Raw genomic sequence first — 22,830 nt, forward strand, 5'->3', positions numbered from 1 at the left:
ATACATTATTTCCCTACCATTGCGCAAAAGCACGGTTAAAAATGTTTTCCGTAAGCTTATTATTCACCTCTTTAATCAATGCTGGCTCTTGGCTCTGCAAGCTTCCCGTTAGCGTAAAATCTTGAAATTGAGTAAAGCTTTCCTTAAAACTTGACTTTACTTTTCCTGTATCCATATTATTCGTATAGGTAACCTCCACGGTAATGCTTAAACGGTTACCTCCAGCCGTTGGACGGTTGTTATCTCCAAAAGCAATAGGAGTGATAGAATAAGCAGTAATACGACCTTCCATAATGGCATCGGCCTCGTTTTGAGTTATGCTAAACCTACTTTGAGTACGTATCCTCTCTTTTAATGCTTCCGTAAAAGATTGCGCCAAGGTTGGTACTACTAATGGTGCTACATTCTCAAAAAAACGAACATTTATAGTTTTTATATTGACTGCAATAGGTGGGTTCATTCTATAGCTACAGCCTGCAAATGCCAAAAAGATGGCCAACAGTAAAAATATCTTCTTCATTTATTTAAAGATTTAGCTCTTTTATTTTTCTATAAAGTGTACGTTCCGAAATGCCTAATTCTTGTGCAGCAAATTTACGTTTACCCTTATGTTTTTTCAACGCCTTTTTTATTAAATCAGATTCCTTATCTATTAGCGATAACGATTCTTCCACTTCTTCCGCATCGTGGGCAAAGTTATAATCGTTAGGTATGTTTTGCGAAGGATGCTTGATGGTTAACGTTGGTTCGGCAGAATGATTGTCCAAATCTACATCTTGGTAAAGTTGGTTAATAAACTGCGGGTTGTCGGCAATTACGTGTGCAGTGTTTCCGCCATTTTGGATAATCTCTGCCACTAACTTTTTCAAATCCATCATATCCTTTTTCATGTCAAACAACACTTTATAAAGAATATCACGTTCCGAAAAATCTTCTTTGCTAGAGGTGTTTATCGCCATTGGCAAATTGTTACTTTGCTCATTAGGGATATAGGCCAGCAAAGCCTGCGCATGTACGTTTCTGTCTTTTTCTAGTACGCAAATCTGCTCTGCAATGTTCTTCAGTTGACGCACATTGCCCGGCCAGCTATAGTTAGATAGCATTTGTATAGCATCTGGTTCTAACTGAACACTCGGACTGCGGTATTTATCGCTAAAATCTGCAGCAAATTTTCTAAACAACAAGTAAACATCTTCCTTACGCTCTCTCAATGGTGGAATACGCAAAGGAACGGTGTTTAAACGATAGTACAAATCTTCACGGAATTTGCCTTTTTTAACGCTGTCATAAACATCAACGTTGGTTGCGGCAATAATACGAACATCCGTTTTTTGAACCTTCGAAGAACCTACTCTTAAATATTCGCCACTTTCTAAAATACGTAGCAAACGTGCCTGTGTTCCCAAAGGAAGCTCGGCAACTTCATCTAAAAAAATGGTGCCGCCATTTGCTACCTCAAAATATCCTTTTCTAGCTTCGTGAGCACCAGTAAATGAACCTTTTTCGTGACCAAATAACTCCGAGTCAATGGTTCCTTCTGGAATAGCACCACAGTTTACCGCAATAAAAGCACCGTGTTTACGAGCACTTAATTGGTGGATGATATGTGAAAAAACCTCCTTACCACTGCCGCTTTCGCCGGTAATTAAAACCGACATATCAGTAGGGGAAACTTGGCTCGCTGTATCTATCGCTCGGTTCAATAAAGGCGAGTTGCCAATAATTCCGAAACGTTGTTTTATACTTTGTGTATCCATTATTAGTATCTAGTACTTAATATCAAGTATCAAGACTTGAAATGTTTATCTCTATTTGCTGTCCTATTTTGTCAAAGGATTTGAAAAGCAAATTCAGTTTTTCATAGGCTGCGAAAGCCCTGCTATCCGTTTTACTTCGCTACGCTCGTGCCCACTACTATCAGGTTTAGCTTGCAAAGCCTGTTTCCCAAACACCCAATCAATCCAAAACTAATCAGCCACACGGCCAATTAACGTAGCCGATGTGCAACGCTCAATATAAACGTTCGCATATTCTCCTGGTTTTACATTATCAGTAACTGGGAAAACTACCATCGCATTCTCGTCATTACGGCCTCTATATTCCTTGTCAGATTTTTTAGAAAATCCTTCGATTAAAACTCTTACCGTTTTACCAACAAATTCCTCTAAACAAGCCAATGAATCTTCTTGTTGTTTTTTAAAGATTTCTGCCAAACGACGAGCTTTTACATCTTCAGGGATATCATCTGCATATTTACGAGCAGCTAAAGTTCCTGGTCGCTCAGAGTAAGAGAAAGTATATGCAAAATTGTACTTCGCATAATGCATAATGCTCAGCGTATCTTGGTGCTCTTCTTCAGTTTCAGTACAAAAACCAGCAATAATATCAGAAGAAATGGCGCAACCTGGAATAATACGACGGATCGCATCAATTCTGTTCATGTACCATTCTCTGGTATACGTTCTGTTCATTAAAGCTAAAACTCTGCTGTTGCCAGACTGAACAGGCAAGTGTATGTAGTTACAAATGTTATCGTATTTAGCGATGGTGTAAAGTACCTCGTCGGTAATATCTTTAGGGTGCGAGGTAGAAAAACGAACCCTTAAATCAGGATGAATTTCTGCAACCATTGCCAACAGTTGCGCAAAGTTTACAGAACCTTCTGAGTGCTCTTTAATTAAAGCTGAAGGTAAATCTGTTTTGTTGCTCAAGGCTTCCAATAAAGCATCACCAGTTAAGGTGTTCATTTCGTCTTTGGTGTCGTCAGCAATTTTCTTTTCAGGCACAGCCGAACTCCACAAGTATGAATCTACATTTTGACCTAACAAAGTAACCTCACGGTAACCGTTTTCATAAAGTTCTTTTGCTTCTTTCAGAATTGAGAATGGATCTCTACTACGTTCTCTTCCTCTAGTAAACGGAACCACGCAGAAAGAACACATATTGTCGCAACCACGCATAATGGTTACAAAAGCCGTAATTCCATTGGTATTTAAACGCACCGGACTTACATCTGCGTAGGTTTCTTCACGAGATAAAATTACGTTAACCGCTTTATGGCCGTCCTCAACTTGGTTAATTAATTTTGGTAAATCACGATAAGCATCTGGACCAACTACCACGTCTACCAACTTCTCTTCTTCCAAAAATTTAGCTTTTAAACGCTCGGCCATACAGCCCAAAACACCAACTACCAATTTCGGATTTCTACGTTTTTCTACCCCAAATTGCGACAGTCTGTTGCGTACACGTTGTTCCGCATTTTCTCTGATAGAACAAGTGTTAATGAAAATCACGTCTGCACTTTGGTAGTCGCTAGTGGTTTCAAAACCAGTTTCAGAAAGAATAGAGGCTACAATTTCACTGTCAGCAAAATTCATTTGGCAACCATAACTTTCTATGTAAAGCTTTTTACCATCGCCATTTTTTCCTTCTAACAACAATGCTTCCCCTTGTCGGGTTTCGTCGTGTGTTTTATCCTGAAGCTTAAAATCTATCATCAAAAAATATAATTTACGGGCTTCAAAAGTACAAAAATTAAATGATAAATGACAGAATGGCAGTAATTTTACAATCGGTTTATGAATGTAAAACAATAACACCCTTGTTTTTGTCTTTATGGTTACGAACAGAAATCTTATGAGCAAAAATATATTCTACCGTAAACGTAAATTTTGGTATTGGTTTGGTGGCATCTTAGGTGCGCTTATCTTAATTTTAGGTGTTGCAGCGCTGATTTTAAGTGCTAAATGGAAACCAACTTTAACCACTAAAATTAAAGAAGGCGTAAGTAACGCTTCCAATGGTTTGTATCATGTAGATTTTCAAGATATTCGCTTGAATTTGTTAACTGGAACCGCGGTTTTGGATAGCATTAAATTAACGCCAGATACGAACGTTTTTAACCAATTGCGAGAGAAAAAACTAGCGCCAACGCATTTGTTCCGTATTAAATTAGCTCATTTGAAAATTTCTAGAGTAGGCATTTTAAATGCTTATTTCAAAAAGAAAGTGGCGCTTAGTGCAATTGTTTTGGATCATCCATCTATTGATATGATTTACCACAAAGTACCTAAGCGACCAGATACCGTAAAATATGAAAGAACTTTATATCAGCAAATTTCAAAGTCGCTAAAGTCTATTTCTGTTGGTACAATTAAAGTGATAGATGCTGATTTTGATTATTATAATGGCAAGCGAAAACTCAATGCCATCAAGCACCTTTCAATAAATGTAAAAGATGTTTTGATTGATTCTGCTGCACAATTTGATACTACAAGAGTATTTCACAGTAAGAATATTGGCTTCGAATTATTGGGCTATCAATCTGAGACAAAGGATAAATTGTACACCTTAAAATTGGATACGTTAAGAGGTTCTATAACCGGGAAAGATTTGGAAGTTAGAGGCTTTAAAATGGAACCTAAATATCCAAAGATTGAATTTAGTAGAAAATATAGCGTACAAAAAGATCGCTATGATTTAGATTTCAAGAAAATTAGCCTTTCGGGGATAGATTATGTTGGGCTAAACAATAATGGGGAACTTTTCGTCAAAGCGATTAACCTTGGCCCGGCACAGGTTAATGTGTTTATGAACAGGGAATTGCCACCTTCCAGATTGGATAAATCAGCAAATTTCCCACACATGGCGCTCAAGCGTCTGCCTATTCCAACTATTGTTGAGCAGCTAAACATTGCAAAAGTGAACGTCGCTTATGGCGAATACAATCCAAAAACAATGGAGATCGGAACAGTGAAGTTAGATGGCTTAAATGGCAAAATCACCAATTTGACTAATGATAGTTCTAGATTAGCCAAGCAGAACCACGCCTATGCAGATCTAAATACCTACGTAATGGGAGCTGCAAAGCTAAACGTGAAAATTGATTTTCATCTGGCTTCAAATAATGGAGCGTTCAGTTACAAAGGCAAGGTAGGCGGGTTTAATTTAAAAGCGCTTAACGCCATTTCTAAACCTTTGGGACAAATTGAATTGGAAAGTGGTCAAGTCACATCAGCAAGCTTCGATATCTCTGCCAACAGCGCTGGGTCTAAAGGCGTGGTGTATTTCTACTACAAAGATTTAAAAATTAAAATGCTCGGCGAAGACAGCGAAGGCAAGGAGAAAAAGAAAGGTCTGTTGTCGTTTTTAGCAAATACAATTTTAATTAAAGATGATAATATTCCTGGTGAAAAAGGAAGGTTTGCAAACGTAACGCATGAGCGAGAACCACAAGCTTCGTTTTTCAATATTATGTGGAAGTCTGTTTTTAAAGGCATGAGAGAAGTTGTGGGTATTGGTGTTGTACCGATGAAAAAAATGGAGCAACCGAAGAAGAAGTAAGCTGTCAGCTTGTAGCCAAAATCTTATTCAATCATCAGAATTTACTTACTCCAAATTTCGCTAAATTCTGTATCTTGTGATTAAATAAACCAGCTCCAAACGCCAATGCCAAAATTTATATCCAAGCATAAAAGAAAATTAAAATGGATTTCTGGCGTGTTAATGGTTTTGGTGGTGGTTATTGCTGCTATTGCATGGTACGTTTCTGGAAAAATTAAGCCATTTGTGCAGCGAGAGCTGGGAGCGGTGGTTAACAAAGCAACCAATGGCCTGTATCACATCAGTTTTAACAAAGTGAATGTTAATCCATTATTTGGTAATGCATCGCTAACCGAAGTGAACTTAACAGCAGATACCAATGTTTACCGAAGGTTGGTGCAGGAAAAAAAAGCACCGAACAATCTGTATCAAATCAAGCTCAAAAAACTGAGTATTAAAAAGTTTCATCTTGTTAAGGCTTATTTTGATAGACAACTTGAAATAGACTTGCTGTTGTTTGATAATCCTTGTATTACGATGGTTAATAAATCTTTGAAATTTAACGAGGATAAATTGCCACAGCCAGAAAAATCGCCCTACGATTATATCAAGAGCATGTTTAGTGCGCTGCACGTGAAAACAATCGATTTTAAGAATGCTAGTTTTAAGTATGTAGATAACAATAATGCGAAGCCGGATATCGATACCATTTCGAACATCACCATCACCCTAAAAGATTGGCTGATAGATGCTACATCTGCAAAAGATAAAAGTAGGTTTTACCTATTGAAAGATGCTTACGTTTATTTGAATAACTACACCTATGCCACGCCTGATAGCATGTACTACATTAAGGCAAGCCAGTTCGAGTTTAGTGCTTCTGAAAAAAAGCTCAACATCAAAGAATTTGCTTTAGAGCCACGTTATTCGGAGCAGGAATTTGCCAAAGTAGGAGGCTACGCTCGGGATCGTTACTCGTTGAAACTTAATAACATCGATTTCTACGGAATTAATTTGTTTTCGTACATCAAAAATAGAGAAGTGCTTGCAGAGGAAATGAATATTGCCAATGGAAATTTATCGGTGTTTAATGATAATTCATATCCCAAGCTACTGAAGGATAAAACTGGTCGATTTCCACATCAATTGTTGCAAAAAATAAATATTCCTATCACCATTAAAAAAATAAATCTGAATAAATTGGATATCAGCTATGCTGAGTTTGATGCAAAAAGTGGACAGCGGGGGAGAATTGGTTTTAACAACACATCTGGTGTAATTAGCAACGTGACGAACGAACCTAAGTACAAAAAAATAAACCCAGTAATTGAGGCGAACTTAGAAAGCTATTTGATGGGACAGGGGAAGCTAAATGTTGGTTTTAAGTTTAATGTAGCTGCTCCCAAAGCAGATTTTTCATATCAGGGCAGGTTGCTAAATATGGATGGTAGGCAACTGAATTACATCACCAGGCCTTTAGCAATGTTGCAAATTAAAAGTTGTTTAGTGCGCAGTTTTGCATTTGATATTAAAGCAAATAATGAGTTAGCTACCGGAAAAGTGGAGTTTGTTTACAACGATTTGTCGTTGGGTTTAATGAAGAAACATGAAGGTGGAGAACGGTTAAAACGATTGGGAATTTTATCGCTTTTAGCTAATGCAATGGTCATTTATTCTGACAACCCTTCTGATGATGGTAAGTTTACCATAGCGCCCATCAACTATCAGCGGCAGCCCACAGGCTCTTTCTTCAGTTTTATTTGGAAGACGTTATTTCAAGGGGTTAAATATAGCGTTGGTTTTACACCTAAAAAAGAGGCCGAGATCAAAAGTTATGTGAATCGTTTTGAAAATATGAAAGACGAACGCGAAAAACGGAAGTTACGACGTGAAATGAGGAGATTAGAGCGTTCTAGAAATCGTTAAGATGACGATGCAAAAAGCCCCGAATTAAATCCGAGGCTTTTAGTTTTTTATGTTGGAATGTGATTAAGAAATCACCCAGTTCCATCCAAAAGTATCAGGAGCTAAACCATATTTAATATCGTTTAACTTCTTAGCAATACTGTTCGAAACGTTTCTCGAAGCAACATCAGTTAAGGTGTAAGTTTTACCTTCGTACCCAATTTCACCGATATGAGTAACTGTAGCGGCAGTACCAGCAGCAAATGCTTCTGTTAACTTGCCGTTTTCAATACCTTCGATGATTTCTTTAACAGATAATCTTCTTTCTTCTACTTCTACACCGTCAGCTTTCGCTAATTGAATAATTGTATCTCTAGTTACGCCATCTAAAACTGTAGTTCTAACCGCTGGAGTTACTAATTTGCCATCAATTACGAACATCAAGTTTGCAGTTCCAGCTTCCTCAATAAACTCATGCGTTTGTGCATCAGTCCAAATTAATTGGTCGAAACCTTCTTTTCTAGCTACTTCAAATGGATATAATGAACGAGCGTAGTTACCTGCTGTTTTAGCGTAACCCACACCACCATCATCAGCTCTTGTGAATTCAGTTTCTACTTTTACTCTTAAAGCTTTGTTGTAATATTTACCAGTTGGCGTAGTTAAAACTGCAAAAGTATAACTATCTGATGGTCTAACGCCCAAATAAGGATCAGTAGCATACATTACTGGTCTGATATATAATGCATAATCTTCTTGGTTAGGCACCCATTTCTCATCAACATTGATTAGGGCAGCCATACCTTGCATAAAAATTTCTTCAGGAACTTCGGCCATTGCCATTCTTCTTGCCGATTTATTAAAACGCAGGAAGTTTTTGTCAGCTCTGAAGATGCTGATTTTACCATCAGGTAGTCTGTAGGCTTTAATACCTTCGAAAATAGCTTGTCCGTAATGTAGCGCAGAAATTGCTGGGCTCATCGGGATTGGGCCATAAGGAACTACTCTTGGGTTTTTCCATACACCATCCTCATAGTCACACAAAAACATGTGGTCGGTAAACACTTTACCGAATGGTAACTCTGAAAAATCAGTAACTGTAAGGCGAGTTTGCTCAACCTTGGTTACTTTGATGTCTAATGTTTCGGTCATTTTATAATGATTTTATACAAGCTTTTGCTCTCTTTTTGAGATAAAAGCTCTTTTAATTTGCTGCAAAAGTACTAAAAATCATTGTTTTTTAGCTTCTTACAAAGAAATTAATGTTTGTTTTTGAGTGTCTGCAGCACACTAAGTACCCATCCTTTTCCCCATTCTTCCATCTGTTCTTCAGTCCATAAAAATGGATAGAAAATTCTTTTTTGGAAACGCGGAGGCAGGTATTTCTGCCAGTTTGTTCCGCCAGTTGCTGCAATATCTACAGGGTCTTTTTCTAGATAACGCACCGCGGATTTGTAATGCGATAAAGGCCATTCCACATTCACGTACAAATCAAGTTTACGTAGTTCTTCTGCAAGTAAAGTCACATCTTCTCCTTTCGCTTCCAATTGTTTGTAGAGCGATGCAAAGTTGGTATGCTCACGTTCCTTTGCCAGCGCTAAAAACTGTGCAGCGTATTTATTGATGAACTGTTTCAAGGTTAAAGTTTGCTTCCCGCTTGCTAATTCTGTAGCGCCAGCTTTCCAATAGATGTATTCGAATTTCTCTTCGATGCTAGCATTGGTCAACTCTTCTCGTTTGCTTTTATCTACCAATTGGGTGAAATCAGTTGCAGAGATTTCAATCATTCTGTACTGCCCACTTTGGAAACCACTTGCTGGCAACAACGACATCCGAAATTTCAAAAACTGCTCCTTTTCCATGCCGTTCACCATTACTTCGAAAGAGGTAGTTAAAGCATTGAAATAAGCATTAATTCTTTTCACACGTTCGGTGAAGAATTTTGCATTTAGATTTTGATGCTCGGCAATTTGCTTGCATTCGTGTAACGAAAGCTTGAAATAAAGCTCCGTAATTTGGTGGTACATGATAAAGATTTCCTCATCAGGAAAGGGAGTTTTTGGGCTTTGCAAGCTTAGCAAAGTATCCAAGTGAATGTAATCCCAATAAGTGAGGAAGTCTGCATATAAAAGGCCGTCTAGGTAAGAGACCATATCTTGTCCCATGGCTTCATACTTTTCTTGAAGCAGGGCTAATTTTTCTTTAATCTGTGGAGTAAGTTCCATTTGTTTTGTCTTTAAATTAATAACTGAGAACGAAGATTGTCTTGGTTCCGCGGTCTAAAAATTAAGACAAAAACTAGCTGGGCCTATCGATAATAAGCGTAAAATTAGAAACCCGTATGCACGATGATAAAGTCATTTGAAACTTTTTATAGTCGTTTTGTCATTCTGAGCGCAGCGAAGAATCTAGTAAGCTAAATAGATTCCTCGTTCCTCGGAATGACAAAACGCTTAAAGGATTTAAATCCTAAATTTAGTACAATACCCTAAACTTAATTGTATGCTCAATCTTTTTTAACGATTTAAACAATTGCTTATCGTATTCAGTATTGATATCTGTAATTGCATAGCCGATAGTGGCGTTAGTCATTAAAAACTGCCCAACAATATTGATGTTATGCTTAGCAAAAATTGTATTGATTTGCGCCATAATACCAGGAACGTTCTTGTGGATGTGTATCAATCGGTGCGATTTATCGATAGCCGGCAATTGCAAATTAGGGAAGTTGCTGCTCAAATAAGTAGCACCTTTGTTCATGAAATCTGCTACACGTTTTGGAATAAATAGCGAATTACGTGGGTTCGATTTCGGGTCATCGAAAACTACAATACCCATTTCGTTACAAGTTTGGAAAGAGAACTTGTTCCTCGCATTTCCTAAATAACCAATGGTTTTCAGTTTAACTGCTCTTTTTAGTTTTTCTTCTTCAATTTTTTCGCCATCAGCTAAAAGCATCATGCCTACGTCGCCAACGTATTTTTCTTCAAACTCTGTTTTGTGTCGAATAGAAAATCCATCCTTTTTCAAGAAAGCAATCGTATCTGCAGGAACATCGCCAATTACCAAACATAAAATTCTGTTTTTAGGATAAGATATCGCCCTCGGCAAATTATTGACGTATAAGAACTCGTCGAAGCTTGGCGTTACGTGGTCTGCTTTGGTAACGATGCTTTCTCTAGCAATGTTTTCTGTAAAAGCGTAGAATTTTTTAATCAAGCCGCTTTCTCGTAATTGGTAGTCAGAATAACCATCGCCAATGCCGTATAAATCGCCTTGCAAATTCAATTGGTGCATCAGTTTTACCTTTCCACCTTCTTCACTTAGCGGATTGGCATGGTCGTAATCTATGATTTTTCCATCACCTGTGGTTACAAAAGTGTTGGCGTAAATGTTTTCTTTTTTAATGTGATATTGACTAACCACTGGTGTGATAAACTCCTTAAATCCGCCAGAAACAATTAAAACTTCATCAGCATGTTTTTTAAAGAAATCCGCATTGCGGGAAAAAGATTTAGATACTTTTTTCTTTAAATGTTTGATGAGTTTTTGCAAATCGTCTTCATTCGCATCAAGCAATTTTACACGTTGTGCCAAGCTTTCCGAAAATGACAATTTGCCCTCCATCGCTAAATTGGTGTAATCTTCAATTTTTTGATAAATCGCTTCGCGGTCTGGATGTTTGGCCAAAGAAATTCGAGCTAACTCATCTAAGGCTTCTACTTGGGTAAACGTGCTGTCAAAATCGATGATGTAAAAGTTCTGTTGCTTCATTATTTAAGTGCATTGCAAACTTCAGCGATGCTTTGGTTTAGTGGTTTAAATTTAAAGTTGAAGGTGTCGATTATCTTTTGATTGGTATAATAACTCAAGTTGAAACTGCTGCGGGCAGCGTCTTTGGTTAAAGCGGCAGGCTTTCCTGTAAATAGCGATGCAAATTTTGCAGCTCGCCAAGCAATGCTTAACATCCAGCGTTTTGCTTCTGTTGTAGGTGCTTTAATATCAAAACCTTTCGCAATTTGGGCGAAGAAATCTTTGTAATGCAGGTTCTCAGCGCTTAAAGTATATCGTTCTTCGGTAATACCGCTTTCCATTAATAAAATCATGCATTTGGCAACATCTTCTACGTCTACAATTCCCGTAGCACCATCTGTGTAGAATTTCAAACCATCCTTTACCAGTTTGAAAATAGCGCCACTGCCATTAAAGCCTGCATTTTTGCCAATAATTACAGCCGGATTTACAATCACAGCATCCAATCCTTCTGCAATACCACGCCAAACCTCCATTTCGCCTTGATATTTAGAAATGGCATAATTGTGCGCTTTCGGGTCATAATCCCAGAAATGTTTCTCAGAAATTAGTTCATCCTTTTTAGGAAAACCTAAGGCTGCGATGGAGCTTACATGGAGCAGACGAGCATTGTTTTCTATGCATAAATGCACAATGTTAGCTGTGCCTTCAATGTTGATTTTTAAAAGTTTTGCTTTGTCTTTCGGGTCGAATGAAACTGTAGCCGCACAGTGGTAAACTTTGGTAATGCCTTCAAAAGCATCGGCTAAATCTTCAGGTTCGTTAATATCTGCGATGTGCCAAGAAACTAACGTATTGTCTTCTAGCAAAGCCGGAATTTTAGAGCTGCTTCGCCTAATGGCTCGAACCGAGATGTTTTGGTCCGTAAGCTGTTTCACTAATTCTGCCCCTAAAAAACCTGTAGCGCCTGTAACAAGTATCATTGTTATTTCTAAAGATTACCAGTTTAAACACAAAATTTAAAAATGCGCTTAATATATGCGCCCAAAAATAGATATTTGAGGTCAGAAATTTAAATAGCTTTATGACTTTATCAGATTTTTTTTCTCCAATAGATACGGAAAAATTCACGCCTAGAAATGGTTTTTTAACAAGCCAGCTTGGGATGAAGGTAGAGTTTTACACTGATGCCTTTCCAGATTTGGAAGAAGAAAAGTATGATTTGGCTATTATTGGCGTCAAAGATGATAGGGGAGCAGTGAATAATAACGGCTGTTCTTTAGCACCAGATTACTTTCGTGAACAATTTTATTTGCTAAATGAAGGACAAGTACCAACTAAAATCATCGATTTAGGAAATATTATTGCTGGTCAGGAGGTTTCTGATACATATTTTGCATTAAAAACAGTGGTTGCCGAGTTGGTGAAGTTGGATATTGTACCCATTATTATTGGCGGTGGACAGGATTTAACTTATGCGCAATACATGGGCTACGAAAGTTTAGAGCAGAAAGTAGATTTGTTAGTGGTTGATAACCGTTTTGATTTAGAACAAGACGAGACGGAAGGCGTAGCTACTACTTCTCAAAGTTATTTGACTAAGATTTTCTTTCATCAACCTAATTATCTGTTCAATTTTAGCAATATGGGTTATCAAACTTATTTTGTTAACCAAGATAGTTTGCGAGTGATGGATAAGCTGTATTTCGATGTACACCGTTTGGGCGAATTCGTTTCTGATTTATCAGTTTCGGAACCTGTAATCCGCAATGCGAACATGGTAAGTTTTGATATGGGCGCTATTCGTTCTAGCGATGCTTGTGGCAATACGAACATGGTTCCTAACGGTTTTTATGGCGAAGATGCTTGTAGAATTTCACGTTATGCGGGAATGAGCGATAAGTTAACTTCGATTGGTTTCTACGAATTTAATCCTGCTTTTGATAAAGGCGGACAAACGGCAATGCTGCTTTCGCAAATGGTGTGGTATTTTGTAGATGGTTATTATAGCCGTAAGAAGGATTTTCCGTTAACTCCGAAATCTCAATATATTATTTACAGAGCCAGCGTTAATGATGGCGCTACAGAGGTGAATTTCGTGAAAAGTAAGAAATCTGACCGCTGGTGGATGCAAGTACCTTATCCTGCAAATGGCTCTAAAAATGAGCGTTTTCACCTAGTGCCTTGTAAATACGATGATTACAATACAGCAGTAAAAGGTGAAATGCCAGACTTGTGGTGGCGTACCTATCAAAAACTAACTTAATAGTTACAATAGTTGTAGGAGTTATTCGTATATTTGAGTAACAACTTATATCACTAAAAAGTGGGTTTTCAATAACGACCCTATTAACCTAAAACATAATGAAAAAAATAATTCTTTCAGCCGTGTTGCTATCTCCTTTAGCATTAATGGCTCAATTAAATTTTACTGTAAAAGGTAAGGTTGGCAGTTTAAATGCTCCAGCAAAAGCATATTTAGCTTATAGCAATAAAATAGCTGATTCGGCAGAAATTAAAGACGGAGCTTTCGAATTTAAAGGTGCTGTGCCAGGAATTACACAGGCTTCTATTCGTGTAAAGCACGATGCAGCTCCTGTTGATCCAAAGAAAAGAGTGCCTGCTGATGTGCTCTCTTTTTATTTAGAGTCTGGAACTATAAATATTGCAGCTGCCGACTCGATTAAAAAGGCGTCAGTTACGGGTTCGAAAGTAAATGATGATAACGCAAAATTAAAAGCTGCCTTAAAACCAGTTAATGATAAAGTGGCGGTATTGATGAAAGAGTACGGCACTTATACAGCAGAACAAAAAAAGGATGAAGCATTTATGAAACCTTTTATGGACAGGTATAATGCGACAACTTCAGAGTCGGACCCAATCTATAAAAAGTTTGCGGAAGAAAACAGAAGCTCATTTATTGGTTTAATGGCTTTCAGAAATTTTATGGGCGTAGATTTCGACCCTAAAGTAATGGAGGTAGAATTTAAAAAATTCGGACCTGAACTTAGAGCTACCAGTTTAGGTAAAAACATTGAAAGTTCAATTGAAGGGGCTAAGAAAACCCAAATTGGTATAGTGGCAGCAGATTTTACTCAGAATGATGCTGATGGCAAACCTGTAAAACTATCTGATTTTAAAGGTAAATATGTGTTAGTTGATTTTTGGGCTGCTTGGTGTGGGCCTTGTAGACAAGAAAATCCTAATGTTGTAGCGGCTTACAATAAATTTAAAGATAAGAATTTTACAGTTTTAGGTGTTTCTTTAGATGGAATGACTGATAAAACGAGAACTTCAAAAGAAGACTGGTTAAAGGCAATAGAGAATGACAAGTTAACTTGGACACATGTTTCTGACTTAAAAGGCTGGGATAACGAAGTTTCTAAAGGTTTTGGTGTGCAAAGTATTCCTTTCAGTATGTTGATTGATCCTAACGGTAAAATTATTGCAAAGAACTTAAGAGGCGAAGCTTTACACACTAAATTGGCTGAAATCTTAGAAAAGAAAACTAAATAAAATTCTGTTTAGTATCATAAAAAAATCCCCGATCTGCATACAGGTCGGGGATTTTTTTATGATATTTCTTTAAGCTAAATCACTATTCCTAAAACAATAAATACAACGCCAACAAAAGAAATCAGGAATGCTGGTTTCCCGAATAGCAAACCTAAAACTAAGCCCGCTACAATAAGGAATGCACCAATCCAGATGTAGCTAAATGAGTTTACTTTAGAGCTGTGTGTAATTTTAGCTACTTCTTTGTTGTCGCTTTCTGCTTTAATGGTAGTAATAGTTTCGTCGCCAACCTGTGTAACAGTTTTTGTTACGTTAACATCAGGTATTTTGGCGTTTTCTTTTTCCTTTTTTGATGTATGCTTATCTTCTATAGGTTTTTGAACAGATTTTGGTTGTTCTTTAACTATTGTAGATTTATTTTGAGCAATCTTTGTTTCAAGGGTAGGCTTACTTTTTTGAACGGGAACACTCTTTGTAGCCTCCACTTTCGGTTTTTCAACTGCAGGTTTTGTTCGTAAAGTGGTTTTAGGTGTTTCTGCAACTATTTTTTCTGTGGGTTTGATGCGCTGCTTTACAGTAGTGCTTTTTTCGGAAATTTCAGTAGCCTTTGTTTTCTGCTTTGTCGCTGGTTTGCTTACTACTTTTGGTATATTATCGGCAGGTACTTGCACAATTTCCTTTTGTGGAGCAATTTCTTTAGCTGTAACCACAATTGTAACTCTTTTAGGTTCCTCCTGTTGTTGCGAGAAACCCGAAAAAGAAAGCAGCAGTAAGCCCGCGAAAAGGATCACGCCATAAAAAAAACTATTTCGGTTATCAGTCAAGCTACAGTTTTATTGGTTCTGTTATTAACAAAAAAATATGCCAATTAACCACTATAGGTTTTATGATGTTAAAAATCCCGACCAGAACTATCATAATAGCGCTAGGCGGGATGTGGATAATCGCACCTTGTAATTACAAGTTTACGAATAAATGTTGATAAGTGAGAAATTTTTACCTCGATATGAGATTAAATGAGGTCGAAACCTATATCCTCGCGGAAATATTTACCATCGAAATAAATTCTTGCAGCATCTGCAGTGGCGCATTGTAAGGCTTCAAACTGCGTATCTTTTACGCTGCTAATTGCTAGTACTCTGCCGCCGTTAGTTTTCACAATGCCACCTTCTAGCGCAGTTCCTGCATGAAAAGCGTACGAATCTCTGATGTTTTCCAGTCCTGAAATTGCTTTGCCTTTTTCGTATTCGCCAGGATATCCGCCAGCAACAATAACTACTGTTGCCGCACTTTTAGAGCTAATCTTGATTTCGTAATTGCCTAGTTGTTTATTTGCACTGGCTAGGAAAAGTTCAACCAAATCATTTTCAATTCTCAATAGTACGCTTTCAGTTTCAGGATCGCCCATACGAGCATTGTATTCGATCACATAAGGCTCTTCGCCCACTTTAATCAATCCGAAGAAAATAAAGCCTGTATAATCTATGCCCTCACTAGCCAAGCCGTTTACAGTTGGTTTAATAATGCGTTCTTCAATTTTATTTAGAAATTCTGCATTAGCAAATGGTACCGGAGAAACCGAGCCCATGCCGCCAGTGTTTAATCCTGTATCACCTTGACCAATACGTTTGTAATCTTTTGCTTCAGGTAAAATCACATAATCTTTACCATCACTTAATACGAAAACAGAAAGCTCAATGCCTGTCAAAAACTCTTCAACCACTACTGTAGAACCTGCATTTCCGAATTTTCCACCTAACATTAATTGAAGCTCGTCTTGTGCTTCTTTGTTATTGTCGATAATTAAAACGCCTTTTCCTGCCGCCAAACCATCAGCTTTTAAAACAATTGGCGTAGCATGGTCGGCTAAATAAGCTAATCCTTCTTGTAAAGTTTCGTTAGTAAAAGATTTTGATTTTGCCGTAGGGATGTTGTGGCGCTCCATAAACTGCTTAGAAAAGTCCTTGCTGCCTTCTAAGATGGCACCTTCTTTTTTAGGGCCAATTACAGGAATGTGGGCCAGCGCTTCATCATTAGCAAAAAAATCATGAATACCTAAAACCAAAGGCTCTTCGGGGCCAACAACCAATAAATCTACCTGTTCTTTTAAAGCAAGCGCTTTTACCGCTTCAAAATCATTTGGATTGATGTTTACATTCTTGCCGTAGTTTGCTGTGCCAGCATTTCCAGGCGCAATAAAAAGGTTAGTGCATTTTTCAGATTGGCTTAGTTTCCAGGCAAAAGCACACTCTCTTCCGCCAGAACCGATAAGTAAGATATTCATACAGCAAAGATATTGCTTTCTGCTTACCTATGTGATAAAATCTAAAATAAGATATAGCTTGTTTGCGGTAAAAGTTCGATAGTAAGCAGCATTGCGTTATCACTTAGTGCTTCAATTTCAACTTTTTCTGTGGCCGACAAAGCAATGCCGTCACGGTTGTTCAGCATTCGTCCATCAATTTCAAAGGTGCCAGCTAAAACAAAGCAATACAATGTAGATGACGAACTAATCGCATATTTACTTTGGCCTCTGCCTTTATATCGGCCAATGCCAATTTTGAAAGTTAAAGATGCCGATGTGATAGTTTGTAAATGATTGGGCTGCGATAGATCAATATTTAAAATTGCTAATGAACGTTGAGGAATTTCATCGCTTTTTAAAGCAACCATCAAATAGTTGATCGTTTCTTCTTGGTATCGATTTTTTAGTTGGATGTATGCGTTTTTGTCCAGGTACGCTAAAAGGCTTTTACCAACTTCAACTAGTGTTTCGTTTTTCTGTTCGTCTATGTAGCTGATGTTGCCGCTTATTGGTACAATGAATATATAGCCTTGCTGGCGGGTGTAGAAATTAAAGTCTGAATTTGGGTTTAGCGTATCGTCGTGAATTGCATATAAATTGCCTATAGCTTCTTTTGCCGGATTTTGGAGGCCTTCAAAATTGAAAGTGCTGTATCGTTTAATTCGATCGCTTTCAATAATGCTTCTCTGGTTCGAGAGGAATATTTTACCCTGAGAAATGGTATTCATTTTATTGTTGGTTTTATTTTGAGAGTTAATTAATGAAGCTTAGTGCTTCGGTTATTGTCTTCATTTTTGATGATAGAAAGTGTGCTTGCCAAAAACGCAAAAAGGAAAACAACGTTAAGCGTTAGGATGATGCCTTTATAAGTTACATCCTCATGTGAGCTCAGGTTGTTTTGCGTATTAGTGCTAACTTCCAGGGTGTTACTGGCGAAAATAATTGAAATTACAAGTAGAATTCCGCATAGCGATGTTAACCGTCTTTTAGCAGTTAGAGAAGAGAGGGTTGAGGTTAATTGGCTGCTTGATAAGTTCTTTCTTTCCATAATAACAAGGTTGTTAAAACACTTGTCAAAGATGTGGCGAATAATTAGCCGTGGAAAGGATGTGTCGGTTAATGGTTACTTTGTGCCGACAGAAGTATTCGTAATAGTTGTATTCGATTTAAGCGTTTTTCCATTCATCTACGAAAGAAGCATAAGAATCGCTAATTGGCAGCAAGGTTCCAGTGCTTAGCTGCGCTTTTCTGTTGGCTACAGATTGTACTTCTTTTACCGATACTACATAACTGCGGTGTATCCTTCTAAACTTTGCTGTTGGGAGTTTGTCTATCACCTTTTTTAAAGTAGTTAAGGTTAATATCATTTTGCCGTTATTGAGATGGATTTTCACATAATCTTCCATGCTCTCTAAATAAACAATTTCCCTAACCTCTACTTTGATCAGCTTATATTCGGAATATACAAAAAGATGCTCGTTAGGTACATCAGTATCTTTTTGGTTTTTGTAGCCTTGATAGTCGACCGCTTTTAGTACAGCTTTCTTAAACCTTTGTAAGTCTATAGGTTTCAGTAAATAATCAATAGCATTAAGCTCGAAGCCTTCAAAAGCAAAACCTTTATGTGCTGTGGTAAAAATTACCATCGGTTTTACGGCAAGCGAATGATATAGCTCTATTCCAGACACCTCCGGCATATCTACATCTAAAAAAAGTAGATCTACGGTGTGTTTGCTTAAATATTCTACTGCGGCAATAGCATCTTCAAATACACGAAGCAAAGTGAGGTTTTCGATAGCTTCGATATAGTTTTTAGTTAAAGCCAATGCTAAAGGATCATCATCTATTGCTACACATCTTAATTTTTCCATTACGCCAGATAAATAGTTAATCAGTCTTAAAATTGGTGTTTTCCGTATGCAGAACTATGCGTGCTGTTTGCCAAATTACTATTTTAAGACGTTTTTTGCTACTCTTATTACATTTTATATCAAATACATCAAACAAGTGACCTTTGTTTTTGTTCGATAAACTTTTAGGGTTCATTTATTTAGTCGTTAATTAAAACAGAATTCGATGGTAAATCAAATTTCGGTTTATAAAAGAATAAAACTAGATTTGCCGCAACAATGAGGCATTTAGTTACCATATCTTTAGTGTTTTTTAGTCTTTCGCACTTGGCCAAGGTCGACCGTGTGGATGGGCTACGCTATTTAACGGAAAGATATTGTGCTAAAGCACAAACTACCTCTGAGCAAACTTCTATACGCTCTATACAAGATTTACAAGATCTCCCTCATTTCATTCTTTCTAATAATCAGTTGAGTGCTATTGGTGTAATATCCAGTAAGAACTGCTCAAAATATACCATTACCGATCAGCCGCTGCTATATGCCGCTGAATTGGAAAATCCACGAAATAATAGTCCCTAGTTAGCTGTCTTGCTATCGATTTTATCGTAAACTGCAAAAAATAAATCAGTACAAAGCCAAGTTGTCATAGTAATAGGCTATGGCTTGGTTGTTGTGAATTGATTTACGATTTCGGATTTACGAATTACGAGTGTTGGGTGAACGAAATAGACGTTATTGGAAACAATTTGTCAATTAAAGTTTAGCCAACAATTCAACAACAGAACAATTTAACAATAAAATAATACCAATAAAATGTTAGGATTTTTAGCCAAGATATTTGGAAGCAAGTCGGAAAGAGATATCAAGGCATTACAGCCAATCGTTGTTCAAATCAACGAAGAATATGCAAAGTTAACCTCATTAAGTAATGATGAATTGCGAAATAAAACTATCGAATTTAAAGAAACTATAGCAACAGCTTTAGCTACTATTGATGGTAAAATTGCAGACTTAAAAACACAAGCAGAAAGCCCAGAACTTTCTTTAACAGAGAAAACAAACCTTTATGATGAGGTTGATGCTTTAGGTAAAGAACGCAATGTAGAACTAGAAAAAGTTTTACAACAAATCTTGCCTCAAGCTTTTGCTGTAGTAAAAGAAACTTCTCGTCGCTTAAGTGAAAACGAAAACTTAGAAGTAACCGCTACACCATTTGATAGAGAAATTGCCGCTAGAAAAAGCAATGTAAAAATTGTTGGCGATAAAGCGCTATGGGCTAATAAGTGGGAAGCTTCGGGTACAGAGGTAAACTGGAACATGGTACACTACGATGTACAGTTGATTGGTGGTATGGTGCTAAATGGTGGTAAAATTGCGGAAATGGCTACTGGTGAGGGTAAAACCTTGGTAAGTACCTTGCCTGCATATTTAAATGCATTAGCTGGTCAAGGGGTGCACATTGTAACAGTGAACGATTACCTTGCCCGTCGTGATAGTGAGTGGAATGGTCCTTTGTTCGAGTTCCATGGTTTAAGTGTAGATTGTATCGATAAACATCAACCAAACTCTGAAGAACGTAGAAAAGCTTACTTAGCAGATATTACTTATGGAACCAATAACGAATTTGGTTTCGATTACCTGCGTGACAATATGTCGCAAACGCCAGAGCAGTTGGTGCAGCGTAAATTGCACTTTGCCATGGTAGATGAGGTCGATTCAGTTTTAATTGATGATGCCCGTACACCATTGATTATTTCTGGTCCAGTTCCTTTTGGAGATCAACACGAATTCCACGAGTTAAAGCCTCGTATCGAGCGTTTGGTAAATGCACAGAAAACCTTTGTGCAATCTGCTTTAAATTCTGCGAAGAGCTTAATCAACAGCGGTAATGTTGGTACAGAAGAAGGTGAAGGTGGTTTAGCGTTATTGCGTGCCCACCGTGGTTTGCCTAAAAACAAAGCTTTAATTAAGTTTTTAAGTGAAGGTAGCAACAAACAAACGTTGCTGAAGACTGAGAACCACTATATGGCAGATCAGTCTAAAAATATGCCTAAAGTAGATGCCGAGTTGTATTTTCATATTGATGAGAAAAACAATCAGGTAGAATTAACTGAAAAAGGTATCGAATTAATTACCCAGCAGGGTGAAGATCCAAGTTTCTTCGTATTGCCAGACGTAGGTACAGAAATTGCTGAAATTGAAAAATCTAGCGCAAGCAGCGAAGAAAAAATTGCAAATAAAGATGCTTTAATGCGTGATTACGCTGTGAAAGCAGAACGTGTTCACTCTATCAACCAATTGTTAAAAGCATATACTTTATTTGAAAATGATGTAGAGTATATTGTTGATGAAGGGAAGATCAAGATTGTAGATGAGCAAACTGGCCGTATCATGGAAGGTCGTCGTTATTCTGATGGTTTGCACCAAGCAATCGAAGCTAAAGAGAATGTGAAAGTAGAAGATGCTTCACAAACTTATGCTACGGTTACTTTACAGAATTATTTCCGTATGTACCACAAACTTTGCGGTATGACGGGTACGGCTACTACAGAAGCAGGCGAGTTCTGGTCTATCTATAAGTTAGATGTGGTAGAAATTCCTACTAATAGAGTAATTTCAAGAATAGATGCTCAAGATTATGTATATCGTACTGTAAGAGAGAAATTTAATGCAGTAGCAGAAGAAATCGTGAAGTTAACCGAGGCTGGTCGTCCAGTATTGGTGGGTACAACTTCGGTAGAGATTTCTGAGTTGCTAAGTCGTATGTTGAAATTACGTGGCATTAAGCACAACGTATTAAATGCGAAGATGCACCAAAGGGAGGCTGATATCGTTGCAGAAGCAGGCCAACCAGGGCAGGTAACTATTGCTACCAACATGGCTGGTCGTGGTACGGATATTAAGTTAGGCCCTGGTGTTAAAGAAGCTGGAGGTTTGGCAATTATCGGTACAGAACGTCACGAGTCTCGTCGTGTAGACAGACAGTTACGTGGTCGTGCTGGTCGTCAGGGAGACCCAGGTACTTCTCAATTCTTCGTATCGTTAGAAGATAACCTGATGCGTTTGTTCGGTTCAGAGCGTATCTCTAACATCATGGTAAGAATGGGTATCGAAGAAGGAGAGGTAATCCAACACTCAATGATTACCAATTCTATCGAAAGAGCACAGAAAAAAGTAGAAGAAAATAACTTTGGAGTTCGTAAACGTTTGTTAGAGTATGATGACGTGATGAACTCGCAACGTTCTGTAATTTATGCTAAACGTAGAAACGCTTTATTCGGCGATCGTTTAGACGTAGATATGAACAACATGATTTTCGACGTTGCGGAAGATATCGTTACCGAATACAAAGAAAGTAGCAATTATGAAGGCTTTAAGTTGGAAGTAATTAAAAACTTCTCGGTAGATACTGAAATTGCTGAGCAGGATTTCAACAGTAAGAAAATTCAAGCCTTAACTGAGACATTGTTCGAAGAAGTAACTAATTTCTACACTCGTAAATCTGATGCGATTGTTACGCAAGCAATGCCAGTTTTGAAACAGGTTTTCGAAGATAGAGGTGACATGATTGAACAGATTGTGGTTCCATTTACCGACGGTATCCGTCAAATCCAAGTTCCGGTAGAGTTGAAAAAAGCTATCGAGAATAACGGAAGAGAGATCACTAAAGCTTTCGAGAAAACAATTATTTTGGCTTTAATTGACGATAGTTGGAAAGAGCATTTGCGTGAAATGGATGAGTTGAAGCAATCTGTGCAAAACGCCGTTTACGAGCAAAAAGACCCATTGATTATCTATAAAATGGAAGCTTTCAACTTGTTCAAAGGCATGTTGAGCATCGTGAACAAAGAGGTGGTGAGCTTCTTGTTTAAGGGAGGAATTCCGATGCAGCAAGAGCCAGAGCAAGTAAGAGAAGCAGTTGCTCCAAAACCTCAGCCAAAGTTACAAACTACAAAGCAAGAGTATGGCGATCAACATTCTGATTTAGATTTAGTAGGCGATACTCGCGAACCGCAACCTTTGCAACCCATTAGAAAAGAAGCAACGGTGGGTAGAAACGAACCTTGCCCTTGTGGAAGTGGCAAGAAGTTTAAGAACTGCCACGGAGCGAATGCGTAAACACTAGGCTTAATTTTTAGAAACCTCGCAAGTTTTAAATATAAAATCCCCTAG

Annotated in this window: 18 protein-coding genes; 6 read left to right on the plus strand and 12 right to left on the minus strand. The window is 37.8% G+C overall.

Going from position 1 to position 22,830, the window contains the following annotated elements:
- Positions 1–13 precede the first annotated feature (13 nt).
- The 3 genes from AC23ME_RS04165 to AC23ME_RS04175 form a co-directional block, all read right to left on the minus strand.
- Positions 14–520 carry an LptE family protein gene (locus AC23ME_RS04165; protein ID WP_487726483.1) on the minus strand — a complete coding sequence of 169 codons (507 nt, stop codon included), beginning with the start codon at positions 518–520 and terminating at the stop codon, positions 14–16.
- A 4-nt stretch (positions 521–524) separates the two neighbouring features.
- On the minus strand, positions 525–1,757 hold the full coding sequence (locus AC23ME_RS04170) for a sigma-54 interaction domain-containing protein (RefSeq protein ID WP_487726484.1): 1,233 nt from the start codon (positions 1,755–1,757) through the stop codon (positions 525–527).
- A 210-nt stretch (positions 1,758–1,967) separates the two neighbouring features.
- A complete protein-coding gene (locus AC23ME_RS04175; protein ID WP_487726485.1) occupies positions 1,968–3,500 on the minus strand; it encodes a MiaB/RimO family radical SAM methylthiotransferase in 1,533 nt (510 codons plus the stop codon).
- Between the two features lie 139 nt (positions 3,501–3,639).
- Between AC23ME_RS04175 and AC23ME_RS04180 the strand changes: the two genes are divergently transcribed.
- Positions 3,640–5,346, plus strand: a complete 1,707-nt coding sequence (locus tag AC23ME_RS04180; RefSeq protein WP_487726486.1) for an AsmA family protein — start codon at positions 3,640–3,642, stop codon at positions 5,344–5,346.
- Between the two features lie 105 nt (positions 5,347–5,451).
- Positions 5,452–7,251: a hypothetical protein gene (locus AC23ME_RS04185; protein ID WP_487726487.1), complete on the plus strand. Its 1,800-nt coding sequence runs from the start codon at positions 5,452–5,454 to the stop codon at positions 7,249–7,251.
- A 63-nt stretch (positions 7,252–7,314) separates the two neighbouring features.
- On the opposite strand, the gene AC23ME_RS04190 is transcribed toward AC23ME_RS04185, so the two are convergent.
- From AC23ME_RS04190 to AC23ME_RS04205, 4 genes are all read right to left on the minus strand, one after another.
- Positions 7,315–8,382 carry a branched-chain amino acid aminotransferase gene (locus AC23ME_RS04190; RefSeq protein ID WP_487726488.1) on the minus strand — a complete coding sequence of 356 codons (1,068 nt, stop codon included), beginning with the start codon at positions 8,380–8,382 and terminating at the stop codon, positions 7,315–7,317.
- 107 nt (positions 8,383–8,489) lie between these two features.
- Positions 8,490–9,455 (minus strand): tryptophan 2,3-dioxygenase family protein, encoded by a 966-nt coding sequence (locus AC23ME_RS04195; RefSeq protein ID WP_487726489.1) that lies wholly within the window; start codon positions 9,453–9,455, stop codon positions 8,490–8,492.
- Positions 9,456–9,705: 250 nt separating this feature from the next.
- Positions 9,706–11,004: an HAD family hydrolase gene (locus AC23ME_RS04200; protein ID WP_487726490.1), complete on the minus strand. Its 1,299-nt coding sequence runs from the start codon at positions 11,002–11,004 to the stop codon at positions 9,706–9,708.
- On the minus strand, positions 11,004–11,966 hold the full coding sequence (locus AC23ME_RS04205) for an NAD-dependent epimerase/dehydratase family protein (RefSeq protein ID WP_487726491.1): 963 nt from the start codon (positions 11,964–11,966) through the stop codon (positions 11,004–11,006). The genes AC23ME_RS04200 and AC23ME_RS04205 overlap by 1 nt, the downstream gene beginning before the upstream one ends.
- A 101-nt stretch (positions 11,967–12,067) precedes the next feature.
- On the opposite strand from AC23ME_RS04205, the gene AC23ME_RS04210 reads away from it, so the two are divergent.
- On the plus strand, positions 12,068–13,249 hold the full coding sequence (locus AC23ME_RS04210; RefSeq protein ID WP_487726492.1) for a formimidoylglutamase: 1,182 nt from the start codon (positions 12,068–12,070) through the stop codon (positions 13,247–13,249).
- 98 nt (positions 13,250–13,347) lie between these two features.
- Complete coding sequence (locus AC23ME_RS04215; RefSeq protein WP_487726493.1) at positions 13,348–14,499, plus strand: redoxin domain-containing protein; 1,152 nt, start codon at positions 13,348–13,350, stop codon at positions 14,497–14,499.
- Between the two features lie 74 nt (positions 14,500–14,573).
- Here the strand turns inward: AC23ME_RS04215 and AC23ME_RS04220 are convergent, their stop codons facing one another.
- The 5 genes from AC23ME_RS04220 to AC23ME_RS04240 all read right to left on the minus strand — a co-directional run bounded on the left by AC23ME_RS04220 (position 14,574) and on the right by AC23ME_RS04240 (position 18,675).
- Positions 14,574–15,323 carry a hypothetical protein gene (locus AC23ME_RS04220; RefSeq protein WP_487726494.1) on the minus strand — a complete coding sequence of 250 codons (750 nt, stop codon included), beginning with the start codon at positions 15,321–15,323 and terminating at the stop codon, positions 14,574–14,576.
- Positions 15,324–15,511: 188 nt separating this feature from the next.
- Positions 15,512–16,783, minus strand: a complete 1,272-nt coding sequence (purD, locus tag AC23ME_RS04225; RefSeq protein ID WP_487726495.1) for a phosphoribosylamine--glycine ligase — start codon at positions 16,781–16,783, stop codon at positions 15,512–15,514.
- 41 nt (positions 16,784–16,824) lie between these two features.
- Positions 16,825–17,532, minus strand: coding sequence for a pirin family protein (locus tag AC23ME_RS04230; RefSeq protein ID WP_487726496.1), 708 nt, complete (start codon positions 17,530–17,532; stop codon positions 16,825–16,827).
- A 29-nt stretch (positions 17,533–17,561) separates the two neighbouring features.
- Positions 17,562–17,852: a hypothetical protein gene (locus AC23ME_RS04235; protein WP_487726497.1), complete on the minus strand. Its 291-nt coding sequence runs from the start codon at positions 17,850–17,852 to the stop codon at positions 17,562–17,564.
- Between the two features lie 118 nt (positions 17,853–17,970).
- Positions 17,971–18,675: a LytR/AlgR family response regulator transcription factor gene (locus AC23ME_RS04240; protein ID WP_487726498.1), complete on the minus strand. Its 705-nt coding sequence runs from the start codon at positions 18,673–18,675 to the stop codon at positions 17,971–17,973.
- Between the two features lie 258 nt (positions 18,676–18,933).
- On the opposite strand from AC23ME_RS04240, the gene AC23ME_RS04245 reads away from it, so the two are divergent.
- On the plus strand, positions 18,934–19,236 hold the full coding sequence (locus AC23ME_RS04245) for a hypothetical protein (protein ID WP_487726499.1): 303 nt from the start codon (positions 18,934–18,936) through the stop codon (positions 19,234–19,236).
- Positions 19,237–19,470: 234 nt separating this feature from the next.
- Positions 19,471–22,776: a preprotein translocase subunit SecA gene (gene secA / locus AC23ME_RS04250; RefSeq protein ID WP_487726500.1), complete on the plus strand. Its 3,306-nt coding sequence runs from the start codon at positions 19,471–19,473 to the stop codon at positions 22,774–22,776.
- Positions 22,777–22,830: the final 54 nt, after the last annotated feature.

The sequence above is a fragment of the Pedobacter sp. T50_32 genome, assembly GCF_057652195.1.